Genomic DNA, 16,482 nt, shown 5'->3' with positions numbered 1-16,482 from the left:
GCATGAGCTGGACTGAAATCGTCATCGAGGTTCCCCTTCACCAGGCCGATGCTTTGTCGGACGCCCTGATGGAGGCTGGGGCGCTGTCGGTGTCGGTGGAAGATGCCGACCTGGGCACGGACGCCGAACAACCGCTGTTTGGCGAACCCGGCATGGAGCCGGAACACACGGCATGGGAACGCAGCCGGGTGGTGGCGCTGGCGCCGCTGGAAGCAGACCATGCGGCGCTGGTCGCACAGGCAATCGCCCTGTGCGAGCCACCGCTGCAGACGACCAAACTGCCGTACACGCTGCGCCCGGTGGCTGATCAGGACTGGGTGCGTCTGACGCAGTCGCAGTTCGAACCCATCCATATCGGCAAGAATATCTGGGTAGTGCCGAGCTGGCACGATGCCCCTGATCCCGCCGCGCTGGTGCTGGAACTGGATCCCGGCATGGCCTTTGGCACTGGCAGCCATCCCACCACCCGGCTTTGCATGGAATGGCTGGAAGCGCATGCGCCAGCCGGCCTGTCGGTGCTCGATTACGGCTGTGGCTCCGGCATCCTGGCGCTGGTCGCCAAGAAGTTGGGCGCGCAACGGGTGGTTGGTGTCGATATCGATGCGCAAGCCATTGAAGCGGCACGCAACAACAGCCAGCGTAACGGCTGCGAAATCGATTATTACGTGCCGGACGACTTTGCCCAGGCACACCCCTGCACTGCATTCGATGTCGTCGTCGCCAACATCCTTTCGAGCCCGCTGAAATTGCTGGCGCCGATGCTGTGCGGCCGGGTCGCCCCTGGTGGCCGGCTGGTATTGTCGGGCATCCTTGCCCGGCAAGCCGATGAAGTGGCTGCCGCTTATGCCTCCTTCATGCCCATGCGCGTCTGGGCCGAACGCGACGGCTGGGTCGCCTTGTCGGGCACCCTGCCCGCCCAGCCGCCAACACCGGACGCCACGCCCGCCTGAGCAATGGCCCTCGCGACCCAGTGCCCGCATTGCCAGACCACCTTCAAGGTCGCCCATGACCAGTTGAAGCTGCGCGCGGGGCTGGTCCGCTGCGGCGCCTGCAAGCAGATTTTCAATGGCATCGAGCACCTGGTGCCGCCCGAACTGAGCGCGACGGGCAGCACGCCTGCGTCACCGGAAAACCACGCTCCGCCCGCGGCCGCCATCCCGCCGCAAGGCGATGCGGCGACGCCCCCCCACGCCGGCACCGAAACCGCAATCGATGCATTGGAATTCATTGCCATCGACGATCCCGAAACGCAAACGCGCATCCTTTCACCGGAGCCTGCCGCAGAGGCAGAGGCCGAGACCGAAGATGACCCGCTGACACGCATGACGCTGGTGGATTTCAGCGTTTTCAGCGAAGACACGGACCAGGCCTCGCCTCAGGAGCGCGCCACGGCGGCCGCACCGTCCGTGGACGACAGCGAGATCTGGCCGGACAGCCGGGCAGGCATCGCCGAACCTGAAACGCCGGCGCCGGTCGCTGTCCCGCCACAAGCCGCGCCCCTGGAATTGCCGCCGGATGCGGTAGTCGATACATGGTCGGCCGACACACTCGCCGCGCCGCCGGCGGATGGCCCAGGGCGCAGCGCAATCGTCGAAGAAAATGCCGCAACGTCGGACCAGGACCGCTTCGAAGCAATGCCGAAGACATCTGCCGCTGCATCCTTCGCCGAAGCCGCGGCAGAAGATGAGGCGCAGGACGCGACAGCGACGACAATCGCGGCGGACGAAGGCAAGCGTGCAGAAAGCGCCGAAGAGAGCGAGGAGCCCGCCTTTGTTACCAGCGGACGACGCCGCCAGCGCCGGCGCCGGGCCGGGCACATATTCATGGCGCTCGCCTCCATCCTGCTCTTTATGGCAGCGTTGGGGCAAGGGGCTTACGCCTTCCGCGACCTGCTGGCCGCATGGCACCCGCAGACCAGGCCCGCGCTCTCCCGCCTGTGCGAACTGGCTGGCTGCCAGATTCGTCTGCCGGCGCAGATCGAGCAAGTATCGATCGAATCGAATGAATTGCAGGCGCAGGCCAACAACAAGAATGCCTTCACGCTCAGACTGCTGTTGCACAATCGCAGTGCGGTGGCACAGGCCTGGCCCCACATCGAATTGACCCTGAACGACAATAACGGCAAAGCGCTCGTGCGCCGGGCGCTGGCGCCGCGCGAATACCTTCCATCCGACAAGGATCCCTCCCAGGGCATTGCTGCCCGATCAGAGCAGGTGGTGAGCCGATCCTTTGAACTGAGCCAGTTGCAGGCTTCGGATTATCGCGTTTACCTGTTTTATCCCTGAAGCGCCATCACCTAATACATTCAATTTCTGGAACTGGAAACATGACCTCACTGATTTGCGGCTCCCTCGCCTTCGATAGCATCATGCTGTTTGGCGGGAGGTTTTCCGAAGCCCTGCTGGCTGATCAATTGCACAAGATTAATGTCGCCTTTCTGGTACCGGAAATGCGCCGCGAATTCGGTGGCTGTGCCGGCAATATCGCCTACAACCTGAAACTCCTGAACGGCGATCCGCTGATCATGGCGACGATCGGCCAGGATGGCAGTCCCTACCTGGAAAGGCTGGAGAAACTGGGCATCGCGACCCGCGGCATTCGCACCATCGAAACCGCTTACACAGCACAAGCCTTCATCACCACCGACAGCGGGAACAACCAGATCACGGCCTTCCACCCCGGCGCCATGACAGCCTCGCACCAGAACAAGGTCGCCGCAGCCGGCCCAGTCAAACTGGCGATCGTCGCGCCGGATGGCCGCGACGGCATGTTGCAGCATGCTGCCGACTGTGTGGCGCTCGACATCCCCTTTATCTTCGATCCAGGCCAGGGTTTGCCAATGTTTAACGGCAAGGAACTGGAGCACTTCATCGAAATGGCAAGCTACATTGCGGTGAATGATTATGAAGCCGAATTGCTGATGGAGCGCACCGGTTTGACGCTGGACAAAATCGCACAGCGGGTCAAGGCACTGATCGTTACCCGCGGCGAACTGGGTGCCGACATTTTCGTCCAGGGTGAACATATCGCCATTCCGCCGGTGAAGGCCGATGCCGTGGTCGACCCCACCGGCTGCGGCGATGCATTCCGGGCCGGCATCCTGTACGGGCTGACCAATGGATTCGATTGGCCCACCACCGGACGCCTGGCCAGCCTGATGGGCGCCATCAAGATCGCCCACCAGGGTGGGCAGAACCACGCTCCCGCCAGGGAAGACATCGAGGCACGTTTCGAACGGGCTTTCGGCTACCGTTTCTGAGCATCCTGCGCACCACCCTGCCCGGCGAAAATTCCTCGGGCGGGTATCGACCGCCCTCCCCATCCTTAATCCGGGCTGACCAAGGCAAGCAGGGCTTGCCGGATACCCTCGACAGTCAGGCCCGGCGCGGCGATTTCCAGAAGTTTGTGCCTGGCCGTCAAGCCATGCGACACGTTGACCGCATTTTTCGGCAAGTCCAGCGCATCGGCGACAAACCTGACCAGGGACTCATTGGCCTTGCCTTCGACCGGCTGCGCCTGCAGACGGATTTTGACGGCATCGCCATGCATGCCTGCCACGCCGGTGCGCTTGGCGTTGGGCATCACCTGCACTTGCAGGCGCACACACAGCTGGCCTGGCTTGCCGCCTTTACGGCTCATGCGAGCCCAGGCAGGATTCCGCTAATCACACGCAAGGCAATCTGCAGCAGGACCAGCGCTACCAGCGGGCTCAGGTCGATATTGCCGATCAGCGGCAGCACGCGGCGCAAGGGGCGCAGCAAGGGCTCGGTCAGGGCGCCGATGAAAGGCGCGAGCGGTGCATGCGGATTGACCCAGCTGAAAATCACCTCGACGATGATCATGCCCATGAAGCCGTAAAAGATCCACTGGACGAATCGCAACAACGCCAGCAGCAGGATCAGTTGCACTGGCAATGGATAAAACAGCCAGGTGGTGACGACAACCGACAGGAGCGCGACCAGCAGCGCGCCAAGCAGGCTGGCCCAATCGTAGCCGCCGACGCCAGGCACGATACGGCGCAAGGGCTTGACCAGCCAGTCCGACAATTTGAATGTAAAGTGAGCCACCGACATGGGCGGCCGCACGCGCACTGCCTGCATCCAGAACCGCAGCAGAAGTACCACCGCGAGCAATCCCGCAACAGTTTCGACAATCAACGTAACTATGCTCTGCAGCACGGAAGCCTCTCCTTGATGAAATAAAAAAACCGCTGCATGACGCGGAGCCATACAGCGGGATTGTGCCCGAACTTATCCGGGCTTCCAAGCTTTGTTGGAATTAAGGACGGGTGCCGGTCGGAAACGGCCAAGCCGCTGCCGGGTTCAACACGGTCTTGACAGCAGGTGCGGCGGCCTTTTTCGGCGCTGCCGCCTTTTTCGGTGCTGCTGCCTTCTTCGCTACCGGCGTCTTGGCGGCTGCTGCTTTTTTCGGCGCGGCTGCCTTCTTCGCTACCGGCTTCTTGGCGGCTGCTGCTTTCTTCGGCGCTGCTGCCTTCTTCGCTACCGGCTTTTTGGCTGCTGCAGCTTTTTTCGGTGCTGCTGCCTTCTTCGCTACCGGCTTTTTGGCGGCTACTGCCTTTTTCGCTACCGGCTTTTTGGCGGCTGCGACTTTTTTCGGCGCTGCTGCCTTCTTTGCTACCGGCTTCTTGGCGGCTGCTGCCTTTTTCGCTACCGGCTTTTTGGCGGCGACGGCTTTCTTCGGCGCTGCTGCCTTTTTCGCTACCGGCTTCTTGGCGGCTGCTGCTTTTTTCGGCGCGGCGGCTTTTTTCGCTACCGGCTTCTTGGCGGCTACTGCTTTTTTCGGTGCTGCTGCCTTCTTCGCTACCGGCTTCTTGGCGGCTACGGCTTTTTTCGGAGCTGCGGCCTTCTTCGCTGCGGGTTTCGCAGCGGCTTTCTTTGCAGCGGGTTTCTTCGCTGCGGGTTTCTTAGCGGCTGTTGCCATTTGTTTCTCCTTCACGTGATGGAAAAAATCAAACTACTAGGTTTGAAACCCGCATGAGGCATCGCGATGCCTCATGCGGATTATTCATCGGCACAAGCAAGCTTCTGCTTGCGCTAATGAATTCGGCACCAGCTGAACTGCTGCATCCCCTCATCTATGCAGCACTTCAGCCATCTTCGGCCAGCTCTGTGTGAACGCACTCACAGCGTCACCAGAGGCCATGCCTGTCAAGGCATGGCGAGCAACCAGGCTGCTCTCGCCTTAAAAACACGCCGGCAACTTGCCAGCGCTGGAATTCAAATTCAAAAAACCCAATCGATTTTTCAAAGAAAAAGCCGCCTTGCCCGAAAAAATCGGGAAAAGCGGCATCGACAGGTCAGATCGATTCAGTCTTCGACTGTTCATTAATTCGGCTAATGCCTTTGAGTTTTGCGGCCCTCTTGCGACCGCCCTGCATTGTCTCCGCTTGTGCCTTGTTCTTTCACGCGCTGTCGAACCACTTATTCCCAGCTAAGGGCGCCACCGGTTTGGTATTCGATTACGCGTGTCTCGAAAAAGTTTCGTTCCTTCTTCAGATCGATCATCTCGCTCATCCAGGGGAAGGGATTCTCTTCCTGCGGGAACAAGGCTTCGAGACCGATTTGCTGCGCGCGGCGGTTAGCGATGAATCGCAAATAACCCTTGAACATCGCGGCATTCAAACCGAGCACACCACGCGGCATTGTATCCTCTGCGTAACGATATTCCAACTCCACCGCGCGTAAAAACAACGATTTGATCTCTTCGCGGAACTCCGGCGTCCACAGATGCGGATTTTCCATCTTGATCGTGTTGATCAGATCAATCCCGAAATTGCAATGCATCGACTCGTCGCGCAGGATGTACTGGTACTGTTCTGCCGCGCCCATCATCTTGTTCTGGCGGCCGAGCGCAAGGATCTGCGTGAAGCCGACGTAGAAGAACAAGCCTTCCATCAGGCAGGCGAACACGATCAGCGAGCGCAGCAGCTGCTGGTCGGTCTCGGTGGTGCCAGTCTTGAATTCTGGATTGGTCAGGATGTCGATGAACGGGATCAGGAACTCGTCCTTGTCGCGGATCGACTCGACCTCATGGTAGGCATTGAAGATCTCGCCTTCATCCAGACCCAGCGACTCGACGATGTACTGGTAGGCATGGGTGTGGATCGCTTCCTCGAAAGCCTGGCGCAGCAGGTACTGGCGGCACTCCGGCGCCGTGATGTGGCGGTAGGTGCCCAGCACGATGTTGTTGGCGGCCAGCGAATCGGCCGTGACGAAAAAGCCGAGGTTGCGCTTGACCAGACGGCGCTCGTCTTCGGAAAGGCCGTTCGGGTTCTTCCACAGCTCGATGTCGCGCTGCATGTTGATTTCCTGCGGCATCCAGTGGTTGGCGCAGCCGGCCAGGTATTTGTCCCAGGCCCACTTGTACTTGAACGGCACCAGCTGGTTGACATCGGTCTGGCCATTGATGATGCGCTTGTCGGCCGCATTGACGCGACGTTCGGTGCCGCCCTCGACTGCATCCGGGCGGGCCACCAGCGCCGGGTTCAGCGCCACGTCCTGCAGCGCCGCGCCAGCTTGCGTCTGGCTTGGTGCCAGCGGCTGCAGCGCGGGTTGCGCTGCAGGGGTAATTTCTTCGTCCCAACTTAACATAAAATCCTCATATCTATTCTGTAGCTATCCGGCTTATCGTGGGCGCGATCAAATCCTGCTCATGATCGCGCACAGTCAAAACAGCTTATTGACAAGCCTCACACTCTTCAAAGCCCGGGTCGCCCGGACGCATGGTGCATGCCGGACCGGCGAGCTCTTCCGCCGCGATCGGGCCTGCCGCGAAACCACCCGCCGCCGCCATGCCGCCGCTGGCGCTGCCGTCAGCCGACACTGCATTCAGGGCGCCGGCACGCGAGGTCGATTTCTCGGTGTGGGTTGCGGCCATGGTGCGCAGGTAGTAGGTGGTCTTCAGGCCGCGCAGCCAGGCCAGCTTGTAGGTTTCGTCGAGCTTCTTGCCGGAGGCGCCGGCCATGTAAATGTTCAGCGACTGCGCCTGGTCGATCCATTTCTGCCGGCGCGAGGCCGCCTCGACCAGCCATTTCGGCTCGACCTCGAAGGCGGTGGCGTAGATCTCGCGCAGATCCTGCGGGATGCGGTCGATCTTGGCGAGGGTGCCGTCGAAGTACTTGAGGTCGGCGATCATCACTTCGTCCCACAGGCCGCGCGCTTTCAGGTCACGCACCAGGTATTCGTTGATCTCGGTAAATTCACCAGACAGGTTCGACTTCACGTACAGGTTCTGGTAAGTCGGCTCGATACAGGCCGACACGCCGATGATGTTGGAAATCGTCGCCGTCGGCGCAATCGCCACGCAGTTGGAATTGCGCATGCCGTGCTGCTGGATGCGCCCGCGCAGGGGCGCCCAGTCCATGCTTTCCGCCGTATCGACTTCCAGATAGCCGCCGCGCTCCTCGGCCAGCAACTTCAGGGAATCCTGCGGCAGGATGCCGCGGTCCCACAGCGAGCCCGGGTAGGAGCTGTAGCGGCCGCGCTCTTCGGCCAGCTCGGTCGAAGCCCAGTAGGCGTAGTAGCACACCGCTTCCATCGAACTGTCGGCGAAAGCCACCGCGTCGGTTGAAGCGTAGGGCACGCGCATCATGTGCAGGCAGTCCTGGAAGCCCATGATGCCCAGGCCGACCGGACGATGGCGCAGGTTGGAGTCGCGCGCCTTCTTGACCGCATAGTAGTTGATGTCGATGACGTTATCCAGCATGCGCATGGCGGTGCGGATGGTCTTTTGCAGCTTGACCAGGTCCAGCCGCTTTTGCCCATTTTCGTCCTTCATGTGGGCCGGCAGGTTGACCGAACCAAGGTTGCACACGGCGATTTCGGAATCGTTGGTGTTGAGCGTAATCTCGGTGCACAGGTTAGAGCTGTGGACGACGCCGACGTGTTGCTGCGGCGAACGGATGTTGCACGGATCCTTGAAGGTGATCCAGGGATGTCCGGTCTCGAACAGCATCGACAGCATCTTGCGCCACAGGTCCATTGCCGGCAGCTTCTTGAACAGCTTGAGCTCGCCGCGCGCCGCTGCGGCTTCATAGCCGAGATAGGCAACTTCGAAAGCCTTGCCGAACTTGTCGTGCAGGTCGGGCACGTCGGAGGGCGAGAACAGGGTCCATTCGCCTTTTTCCATGACCCGTTTCATGAACATGTCAGGAATCCAGTTGGCGGTGTTCATGTCGTGGGTGCGACGGCGGTCGTCGCCGGTATTCTTGCGCAGGTCGAGAAATTCCTCGATATCCATGTGCCAGGTTTCCAGGTAGGCGCAGACTGCGCCCTTGCGCTTGCCGCCCTGGTTGACCGCCACGGCGGTGTCGTTGACCACTTTCAGGAACGGCACCACGCCTTGCGACTTGCCGTTGGTACCCTTGATATGGGCGCCGAGTGCGCGCACCGGGGTCCAGTCATTGCCCAGACCGCCGGCGAACTTGGCCAGCAGGGCGTTTTCCTTGATTGCTTCGTAGATGCCTTCGAGGTCGTCGGCCACCGTGGTCAGGTAGCAGGAAGACAGCTGCGAGCGCTGGGTGCCGGAATTGAACAGGGTTGGCGTCGAACTCATGAAATCGAACGACGACAGCAGGTTGTAGAACTCGACGGCGCGCGCCTCGCGGTCGCTCTCGTTCAGGGCCAGGCCCATCGCCACGCGCATGTAGAAAGCCTGCGGCATTTCGATACGCACGTCGTTAATGTGCAGGAAATAGCGGTCGTACAGGGTTTGCAGGCCGAGATAGCCGAATTGCAGGTCGCGTTCGGGCTTCAGTGCCTGGGCCAGACGGGCCAGGTCGAACTGGCCCAGCTTGGCGTCGAGCAGATCAGCTTCGATACCCTTCTTGATGAATTTCGGAAAATAGTCAAGGTAGTGAGCCGGGGCATCGGCTTGCGCCACCTCCAGGCCAAACACTTCCTTGCGGATGGTGTGCATCAACAGGCGTGCGGTGGCCTGGCTATACGCCGGATCCTTTTCCATCAACGCGCGCGCCGCCAGGATGGCGGACTTGTGCAATTCCTCGACCGGCACGCCGTCGTACAGGTTCTTGAGGGTTTCGCTCATGATTGCTTCGGCATCGACATGCTTTTCCAGGCCGACACACGCGGCGTCGATCATGGCGCGCACCTTCACCAGATCCAGCGGACGGCGCTGGCCGGCTTCAGTCACATGCAACTGCGGCGACTGCACTACCGGCCTGGCGGCCTGCTGCTGAGCGCGCTCCTCCATGCGCTTGGCGCGGTACAGCACATAGGCGCGCGCCACGTCGTGTTCGCCGGAGCGCATCAGCGCCAGTTCCACCTGGTCCTGCACATCTTCGATGTGGAAGGTGCCACCGGCCGGCTGGCGCCGCACCAGGGCGGCCACCACGCCGGAAGTCAGTTGCTCGACCAGTTCGCGCACGCGCGCCGAAGCCGCACCCTGCCCGCCATTGACCGCCAGGAAGGCCTTGGTCATGGCAATCGCAATCTTCGACGGCTCAAAACCAACCACGGCGCCGTTGCGTCGGAGGATGCGGTAGTCGCCCAGCCCGGACGCTGCGGCGGATACCGCGACGGCCGGGGTGGACGCACCGGCTGCAGGAGATACCGCACCGTGATCGACGGGAGCGTTGACGGAAATTTCTTGAGTTGAATGCACTTGACCTCCTAATACTGTCTTGCCAACAGCCGGATGCTGTTGACGGTTGTTCTGAAAGCCCGCAAGCGCCGGGCTCCCCCCTTAAGATAAATCTGATTTCGCCATATTGCCCGCCTGCTGCAATTCAGGCCGGGCTTGTTTTTGAGAAGTAAATCCCCCTCTGTTCGCCAGGACCAACGCCTGGATGACACCGGGGAAAATTTACTTTCCCAGAAGATTTACCACTACATCTAGTGGTTTTATTTGTGATCAGAACTAATTCTAGTACCTGAGATTGTCGTGCGCAATATATTTTTACAGTCAAAAAAATAATTTTTATGCCGTACAACGGTTGACAATCAGGATCGACTCGCTTCCAAAGGCGGAAAGCGCAAGGGAGCGGAATCGCCGTCGGCTTTTTCACATTGCCGCACGAGGGAGCAATAAGCATCCCAGTCGAAAAAGGGCCCGGGATCGGTCTTGCGCCCGGGAGCGACATGTTCATGCCCCGTCACCGCGCGCAAGGGGTAGCGTTGCCGCAGAGCGGCAGTCAAATCCGCCAGGGTACGATACTGGCGCTCGTCAAAAGGCACGAAATCGCTGCCTTCCAGTTCGATGCCGATCGAGAAATCGTTGCACCTCTCGCGCCCGTCGAACGAGGATACGCCGGCATGCCAGGCGCGCGCATCGGCGGAGACGAACTGTGCCAGACTGCCATCGCGGTGGATCAGAAAGTGGGCAGATACGCGCAAGTCGCGCAACTGGTCGAAATACGGATGAACATCGCAATCGAGGCAATTGCCGAACAAATCGGCAATATAGGACCCGCCGAACTGGCCCGGCGGCAGACTGATATTATGAATCACCAGCAGATCGATGTCTACCGATGCCGGACGCACATCAAAATTGGGAGACGGCCGGTGCTGCGCCGGGTGGCACCAGCCGGCTGCATCAATGGCCAGGGACGAACGCTCAATCGGGTTCATGGATATCCAGCCTCTGCATCCGATAGCGCAACTGGCGAAAACTAATGCCCAGCAATTCCGCAGCTTGCGTGCGGTTAAAACGTGTTTGCCCCAACGCGCGGCAAATAATCTCACGCTCAACCTGGTCCAGGTGGTCCGGCAACGCAACCGGCAGAGCGGGCGTCGCCACCATGGCCGGCGCTGCGGCACTCCAGGTCGGCGGCAACGGTGCTGGCACAATCGCCGGCAAGTCGGGCTCCGGTGCAGCCGCAGGCAGGCCTGCGGGCAGGCTCGCCGACCTCAAGGCCAGGTCGGCAACTTCGATGACATCATGGTTGGCAAAAGCCAGGGCGCGCTCAAGAATATTTTCCAGTTCACGCACATTGCCCGGAAAGGCATAGGCCCGCAAGGCCGCCAGCGCCGCCGGCGTCAGCGTCGTCCGGCGCGCACCTGGCGCAGCCAGCTTCGCCAGTATGGCATCGGCCAGCATGCCGATATCGTCGAGCCGTTCGCGCAGCGGCGGCAAGCGCAATTCGATCACGTTCAGGCGGTAATACAAGTCTTGCCGGAATCGCCCTTTTTCGACGCACTCGGCCAGGTCCTGATGCGTCGCGCTGATCAGGCGCACATCCACCGGCTCTTCGACAGTCGCACCCACCTTGCGCACGCGGCGCTCCTGGATCGCGCGCAACAGCTTGACCTGCATTGCCAGCGGCAAGTCGGCGACCTCATCGAGCAGCAGCGTGCCGCCGTTGGCGGCCTGAAAAAAGCCGTCGCGATCGTCCGCGGCGCCCGTAAACGCCCCCTTGCGGTAGCCAAAAAATTCAGCTTCCATGAGGGATTCCGGTATCGCGCCGCAATTGACCGCGACAAACGGCTTGTCGACGCGCGCGCTTTGCGCATGGATGTCGCGCGCCGCCAATTCCTTGCCGCTACCCGATTCGCCGCTGATGGCGATCGGCGCCATGCTGCGGGCCAGGCGCACGATCTGCGCACGCAAATCGCGCATCAGCGCCGATTCGCCCATCAGCCGCAAGGCCGTGCCGCCGTCCATCGCAGGCGTGGCCTTGTCCGCCGCCACCGGGGCTGCGCTGATGCGCAAGGCGGACTGCACCAGCAGGCGCAACTGGTCGAGCCCGACCGGCTTGCTCAGATAATCGAAGGCACCCGCTTTCAATGCGGTGACCGCGTTGTCGGCGCTACCGAACGCAGTGATGACCGCAATCGGCGTATTCCGGCTGGTGCCCGCCACTTCCCGCACCAGCTCAAGGCCCATGCCATCCGGCAGCCGCATGTCGGTCAACACCAGTGCATACTCCTGCTCGCGCAATAGCGTGCGGGCAGTGGCCAGGCTCTCGGCGCTATCGACATCCAGCCCCATCTTGAGCAAGGTGATCTCGACCAGCTCGCGCAAATCGGCCTCATCGTCAATCACCAATATCCGGGGTACGGTCATATGAAATTCTTGTTATTAATAGTCAATGCGAGTCAATGCGAGTCAATGCGAATTCGCCAGGGCCAGGGTGATGACGAAGCGACCGCCAGCTGATCCGCCCCCGCCGTCGCCGGCGTAATACGCGTAATCGAGCATGGCGCCATTATTCATGCACAATTCCCGCGCTAGGTAAAGTCCCAGCCCGGTGCCCTTGCTCGATGTCGTGTAAAACGGCTCGAACAGGTGCGCCCGGACATCCGGCGTGATCGGCGCGCCGTCATCCTGCACATGCAATTCGAGGCGGCCAGCCGAATCCGGCACTGCATGGATGCGGATGCTGCCACAGCGGCCACTAGCATAACGCAGCGCATTCGACAACAGGTTGAGGATCACTTCGCGCAAATGCAGGGGATCGAACCAGACCTGCAGCGCCGCCATGCTCTCCAGTTGGATCAAATCGGCAGCCAGCCCATGCGTCTCGCGGAATTCGGCCAGGGTTTCCGCGAAAAAATCTGCCAGCGCCAGGGGCGCCGTCTGCGGCTGCGCCTTGCGCGAGAGCTTCAGGATGTCTTCGATCATGCAATTCAGGCGCTTCACATTATCGCCAACGATGGCCAGCAGACGGTCTTGCGCCGGGCTCGCCTGTTCCTCGCCGAGCAGCGCGGCCGCATAGGAAATGGCGGACAGCGGATTGCGTACCTCATGGGCGATGCTGGCTGTCAGCCGGCCCATCGATGCCAGCTTCAACTGCTGCGCCTGGTTCTCGATTTCCGTTACATCCTGCAAGAAAATCACAGTGCGATCAGCCACGCCATCCTCCGCATAAACTTTCGCAAAACGCAGTTTCAAGTGCGCCACCAGGTCGCGCCGCATGCCGCGCATGGCACTGCCTGCATAAGAAACCGACTCTTCCGATGGTTTGATCATGACAAACACCGCCTGCCCCTCGCCCCCCCGCGGCGCATCCAGGCCGCCGGCGGAACGCTCCAGCCACGCGCGAAAGGCCTCCGCCAACGGCGTCAATGCAGCAATGTCAGTCAACTTGACGCGCGCCTCGGCATCCAGGAAAGCCATGCCCAGCATGCGTTCGGCGGCCGGGTTCACGGTCAGGATGCCGCCATCGGCGGATACCACGAGAATGCCGTCGCCCATGTCGGCGATGACCATCCGGTTGATCGCCTGCTGCAGCTGCAAATCCTTGCCGCGTCGCGCTGCCAGCGCCTCCTGCCTGATCAGCTTGGCCGCCAGCCGATTAATCACCAGCACCGCCGCGAAAAAAGCGGCGCCATACAGGCCGGATTGCGAAATCGAGACGTCGGCCGCCCCCTGTGTCAGTTGATAGCCGCTTTCTCCCAACAGAATCAGGCTGACTAGCGAGACGAAAAACAGCGCCCAGACCAGTGGCGCGAGAATCGCGCAACCTGCCAGCGGAAACAGGTAGAGGATCGCCAGGCCGCTCTTGGCCCCGCCCGCGCTTACATAGAGCAAGGAAATCACTCCGATATCGGCCAGGATTTGCGACAGCAACTGCAGCAGGAAGCGACGCCGCCAATGCAAGACCAGCGCCAAGAATCCCAGCGCAAGCAGCAGGTAAACCAGGCAGGTAGCCAGGTCGAACAGCCGATCCGCCTCCAGAAACGTCTTCTTGCCATTGAAACTGACATAAATCAGCAAGACGATGGCAATGACGACCCGGGTTATTGAAAAAGTTTGCAACGAGCGCCAAAAGGCTTCCCGCGAGACACCTGATGCATCAGGTGAAGCGGCCAGCCGCCCGGTCGGCAGCACCAGGCGCTTAAGATCGTTCGATGGCAAAGGGATATTCAAGACACTCCCGTTCAGGCGCCAGGAAAACTCTGGCGGCGATGCTCCTCGCTGCAAAACACGCTGCCGGACGCATGCGTGACGGCTTCCGAAGCGGGGACATGCAAGCCGCAGCGGGCGCATTGCAGGATGGGTTCCGGCGGGATGTTGCGATCCGGTGCCAGCGGCTTGTTCTGGTCGGAAGCGTCCGGACCCGGTGCTTTTTTGCTACGCATCACCCAGGCCAGCACCAGGAAAGCAATCACCAGCCAGATCAATAACTTCATGCCAATCCCCGATGCAACACGACTTCCAGTACAAAGCGGCTACCCACGTAAGCCAGCAGCAAGGTGGCGAAACCGCTCAAGGTGAAACTGAGCGCAGTCTTGCCACGCCAGCCGCGCCAGCGGCGCCCGACCAGCAGGAGGCCGAACATGAGCCACGACAGCATGGTGAAAATGGTTTTGTGGCTCCATTTCACCGGCTGGCCAAATAATTGTTCGGAAAATATCACCCCGGACAGCACCGTCAGGGTCAGCAGCACAAAGCCGAGACCGATCAGGCGGAACAACAGTTTTTCCATGGTCAGCAAGGCTGGCAGGCGATCCAGCGCCGCGGAAAACCAGCCAGGCTGGCGCGCGGCCGGCGCGCGCGTGTGCAATTTCGATTCCTGCAGTGCCATCAGAACGGCATGGAAGGCGGCGATCGTCAATGTGCTATAGGCCAGCAGGGAGATGGCGACATGCCAGGCAAACAAGGCGGACTTGCCTTCCAGCGAAACCACACTGCCGGGAAAAACGGCTGGCAGCAGCACAGCGACGGCGGCACATGGCAAGACCAGCGCACGCAAGCCATCCAGCGGGAAATTGCGGCTCTCAATCCAATAGACCGCCACTGAAATCCACAAGGTGGCCGACAACATGACCGCGAAACCGAGCCGCAATGCTGATGGTGACAATACATCCATGGCCAATGTGGCGCCGTGCAGCAGCCAGCCAGCACAGACGCCGACGGCGATCGCCTGGCGCCGGCCGGCCGGCAACGCGGCGCACACGCCATACAGGAACGCCGACAGGATAAAAATGGTGGTTTGCATCGTTTTAGTTTACACCATGTAATGCTCCTGGCCAGTGCCTTCGTCGCCGCATCCCGCATCGGGTAGAATGTCAGGTCTTGCGCCCGGCGGGAACGCCCCCGGTCCGGCCCCTTGTCTGACTTACATTTTTGCATCCTATCCATGCTCGACAATCTGACCCAACGCCTTGCCAAAGCCGTCAAAACCATGCGCGGCGAAGCGCGCCTGACCGAGTCCAATACCGCCGAGATGTTGCGCGAGGTACGATTGGCCCTGCTGGAAGCCGACGTCGCGCTGCCGGCGGTGCGCGAATTCATCGCCAAGGTCAAGGAAAAAGCCCTGGGCGAGGAAGTCATCGGTTCGCTCACGCCGGGACAGGCCCTGGTCGGCGTCGTCCAGCGCGAGCTTGCCGCCCTGATGGGCGCCGATCTCGGCCCCGAAGCCAGCCAGCTGAATTTCGCCACCCAGCCGCCGGCCGTGATCCTGATGGCCGGCCTGCAAGGCGCCGGCAAGACCACCACCGTCGGCAAGCTGGCCAAATACCTGCGCGAGCAAAAGAAGAAGAAAGTCCTGACGGTCTCGGCCGACGTCTACCGGCCGGCCGCGATCGGCCAGCTGCAGACTGTCACCAGCCAGGTTGGCGCCGATTTTTTCCCGTCGCAAGCCAGCGACCAGCCGGTGGCAATCGCGCTGGCGGCGCTCGACTATGCCCGGAAGCATTACCATGACGTCCTGATCGTCGATACCGCCGGCCGGCTCGGCATCGACGAAGCCATGATGCAGGAAATCGCCGCCATCCACGCCGCGGTCAAGCCGATCGAAACCCTGTTCGTGGTCGATGCCATGCTCGGCCAGGATGCCATCAACACCGCCAAGGCCTTCAGCGACGCGCTGCCGCTGACCGGCGTGGTGCTGACCAAGCTCGACGGCGACGCCCGTGGCGGCGCCGCGCTGTCGGTACGTCACATCACCGGCAAGCCGATCAAGTTCGCTGGCGTCGCCGAAAAACTCGATGGCCTGGAAGCCTTCGACCCGCAGCGCATGGCCAACCGCATCCTCGGCATGGGCGATATCCTGGCGCTGGTCGAGGAAGCCCAAAAGGGCGTGGACGTCGCGGCCGCCAAGGATCTTGCGCAAAAGATCAAAGGCGGCGGCAAGTTCGACCTGAACGACTTCAAGGCTCAGCTGAGCCAGATGAAAAAAATGGGTGGCTTGTCCAGCCTGATGGACAAGCTGCCGGCGCAATTCCAGCAGGCCGCCGCCGGCGCCAGCATGGACCAGGCGGAAAAACAGGTGCGCCGCATGGAAGGCATCATCAATTCGATGACGCCAGCCGAACGCGCCAAACCCGAGTTGATCAAGGCCACGCGCAAGCGGCGCATCGCCACCGGCGCAGGCGTACAGGTGCAGGAAGTCAACCGCATGCTGGCGCAATTCGAGCAAATGCAGTCGATGATGAAAAAGCTCAAGGGCGGCGGCATGATGAAAATGATGCGCGGCATGAAGGGCATGCTGCCCGGGATGCGCTGAACTATCGTCCGCGTACGCGCCAGTGCCAGTATCAGTGTCAGGCGCGAATCTTG

The 16,482-nt window shown here is 61.1% G+C and carries 14 protein-coding genes; 4 read left to right on the top strand and 10 right to left on the bottom strand.

What is annotated here, in order from left to right:
- The first annotated feature begins 2 nt into the window (after nt 1-2).
- From prmA to D3878_RS20885, 3 genes are read left to right on the top strand one after another with little or no spacing between them, the layout of a single operon-like run.
- Nucleotides 3-950, top strand: coding sequence for a 50S ribosomal protein L11 methyltransferase (gene prmA / locus D3878_RS20895; protein WP_119787230.1), 948 nt, complete (start codon nt 3-5; stop codon nt 948-950).
- Between the two features lie 3 nt (nt 951-953).
- Complete coding sequence (locus tag D3878_RS20890) at nt 954-2,285, top strand: DUF3426 domain-containing protein (protein WP_119787229.1); 1,332 nt, start codon at nt 954-956, stop codon at nt 2,283-2,285.
- A 41-nt stretch (nt 2,286-2,326) separates the two neighbouring features.
- Nucleotides 2,327-3,259: a carbohydrate kinase family protein gene (locus D3878_RS20885; protein WP_119787228.1), complete on the top strand. Its 933-nt coding sequence runs from the start codon at nt 2,327-2,329 to the stop codon at nt 3,257-3,259.
- A 65-nt stretch (nt 3,260-3,324) separates the two neighbouring features.
- Here D3878_RS20885 and D3878_RS20880 read toward each other — a convergent pair whose 3' ends face one another.
- From D3878_RS20880 to D3878_RS20835, 10 genes are all read right to left on the bottom strand, one after another.
- Nucleotides 3,325-3,639, bottom strand: coding sequence for a DUF167 domain-containing protein (locus D3878_RS20880; RefSeq protein WP_119787227.1), 315 nt, complete (start codon nt 3,637-3,639; stop codon nt 3,325-3,327).
- Entirely contained in the window at nt 3,636-4,178 is a 543-nt protein-coding gene (locus D3878_RS20875) for a YggT family protein (protein WP_119787226.1), read from the bottom strand. The genes D3878_RS20880 and D3878_RS20875 overlap by 4 nt, the downstream gene beginning before the upstream one ends.
- Before the next feature lie 100 nt (nt 4,179-4,278).
- Nucleotides 4,279-4,941, bottom strand: coding sequence for a histone H1-like repetitive region-containing protein (locus D3878_RS20870; protein WP_119787225.1), 663 nt, complete (start codon nt 4,939-4,941; stop codon nt 4,279-4,281).
- A gap of 500 nt (nt 4,942-5,441) precedes the next feature.
- Nucleotides 5,442-6,611, bottom strand: coding sequence for a ribonucleotide-diphosphate reductase subunit beta (locus D3878_RS20865; RefSeq protein WP_119787224.1), 1,170 nt, complete (start codon nt 6,609-6,611; stop codon nt 5,442-5,444).
- 85 nt (nt 6,612-6,696) lie between these two features.
- Nucleotides 6,697-9,642, bottom strand: coding sequence for a ribonucleoside-diphosphate reductase subunit alpha (locus D3878_RS20860; protein ID WP_119787223.1), 2,946 nt, complete (start codon nt 9,640-9,642; stop codon nt 6,697-6,699).
- Nucleotides 9,643-9,980: 338 nt separating this feature from the next.
- Entirely contained in the window at nt 9,981-10,607 is a 627-nt protein-coding gene (gene ampD / locus D3878_RS20855; protein ID WP_119787222.1) for a 1,6-anhydro-N-acetylmuramyl-L-alanine amidase AmpD, read from the bottom strand.
- Nucleotides 10,594-12,042: a sigma-54-dependent transcriptional regulator gene (locus D3878_RS20850; protein WP_119787221.1), complete on the bottom strand. Its 1,449-nt coding sequence runs from the start codon at nt 12,040-12,042 to the stop codon at nt 10,594-10,596. Before D3878_RS20850 ends, ampD begins: the two co-directional genes overlap by 14 nt.
- A 42-nt stretch (nt 12,043-12,084) precedes the next feature.
- A complete protein-coding gene (locus D3878_RS20845) occupies nt 12,085-13,848 on the bottom strand; it encodes a sensor histidine kinase (protein WP_338016818.1) in 1,764 nt (587 codons plus the stop codon).
- An 11-nt stretch (nt 13,849-13,859) separates the two neighbouring features.
- A complete protein-coding gene (locus D3878_RS20840; RefSeq protein WP_119787219.1) occupies nt 13,860-14,111 on the bottom strand; it encodes a PP0621 family protein in 252 nt (83 codons plus the stop codon).
- Nucleotides 14,108-14,920, bottom strand: a complete 813-nt coding sequence (locus D3878_RS20835) for a cytochrome C assembly family protein (protein WP_119787218.1) — start codon at nt 14,918-14,920, stop codon at nt 14,108-14,110. Before D3878_RS20835 ends, D3878_RS20840 begins: the two co-directional genes overlap by 4 nt.
- Nucleotides 14,921-15,061: 141 nt before the next feature.
- Here D3878_RS20835 and ffh point away from each other — a divergent pair, with 141 nt between their 5' ends.
- Nucleotides 15,062-16,429: a signal recognition particle protein gene (ffh, locus tag D3878_RS20830; RefSeq protein WP_119787217.1), complete on the top strand. Its 1,368-nt coding sequence runs from the start codon at nt 15,062-15,064 to the stop codon at nt 16,427-16,429.
- Nucleotides 16,430-16,482 lie beyond the last annotated feature (53 nt).

The sequence above is a fragment of the Noviherbaspirillum sedimenti genome, assembly GCF_003590835.1.
GTDB lineage: Bacteria > Pseudomonadota > Gammaproteobacteria > Burkholderiales > Burkholderiaceae_D > Paucimonas > Paucimonas sedimenti.
The sequence above is the reverse complement of the archived record's forward strand: the minus strand, read 5'-3'. Positions and strand labels throughout refer to the sequence as shown.

Bases quoted from the DNA above. Each gene is read 5' to 3' on its own strand.
- D3878_RS20835 (WP_119787218.1), bottom strand. From the start codon at position 14,920: ATGCAAACCACCATTTTTATCCTGTCGGCGTTCCTGTATGGCGTGTGC.
- D3878_RS20865 (WP_119787224.1), bottom strand. From the start codon at position 6,611: ATGTTAAGTTGGGACGAAGAAATTACCCCTGCAGCGCAACCCGCGCTG.
- prmA (WP_119787230.1), top strand. From the start codon at position 3: ATGAGCTGGACTGAAATCGTCATCGAGGTTCCCCTTCACCAGGCCGAT.
- D3878_RS20850 (WP_119787221.1), bottom strand. From the start codon at position 12,042: ATGACCGTACCCCGGATATTGGTGATTGACGATGAGGCCGATTTGCGC.
- D3878_RS20880 (WP_119787227.1), bottom strand. From the start codon at position 3,639: ATGAGCCGTAAAGGCGGCAAGCCAGGCCAGCTGTGTGTGCGCCTGCAA.
- D3878_RS20840 (WP_119787219.1), bottom strand. From the start codon at position 14,111: ATGAAGTTATTGATCTGGCTGGTGATTGCTTTCCTGGTGCTGGCCTGG.
- ffh (WP_119787217.1), top strand. From the start codon at position 15,062: ATGCTCGACAATCTGACCCAACGCCTTGCCAAAGCCGTCAAAACCATG.
- D3878_RS20890 (WP_119787229.1), top strand. From the start codon at position 954: ATGGCCCTCGCGACCCAGTGCCCGCATTGCCAGACCACCTTCAAGGTC.
- D3878_RS20885 (WP_119787228.1), top strand. From the start codon at position 2,327: ATGACCTCACTGATTTGCGGCTCCCTCGCCTTCGATAGCATCATGCTG.
- ampD (WP_119787222.1), bottom strand. From the start codon at position 10,607: ATGAACCCGATTGAGCGTTCGTCCCTGGCCATTGATGCAGCCGGCTGG.
- D3878_RS20870 (WP_119787225.1), bottom strand. From the start codon at position 4,941: ATGGCAACAGCCGCTAAGAAACCCGCAGCGAAGAAACCCGCTGCAAAG.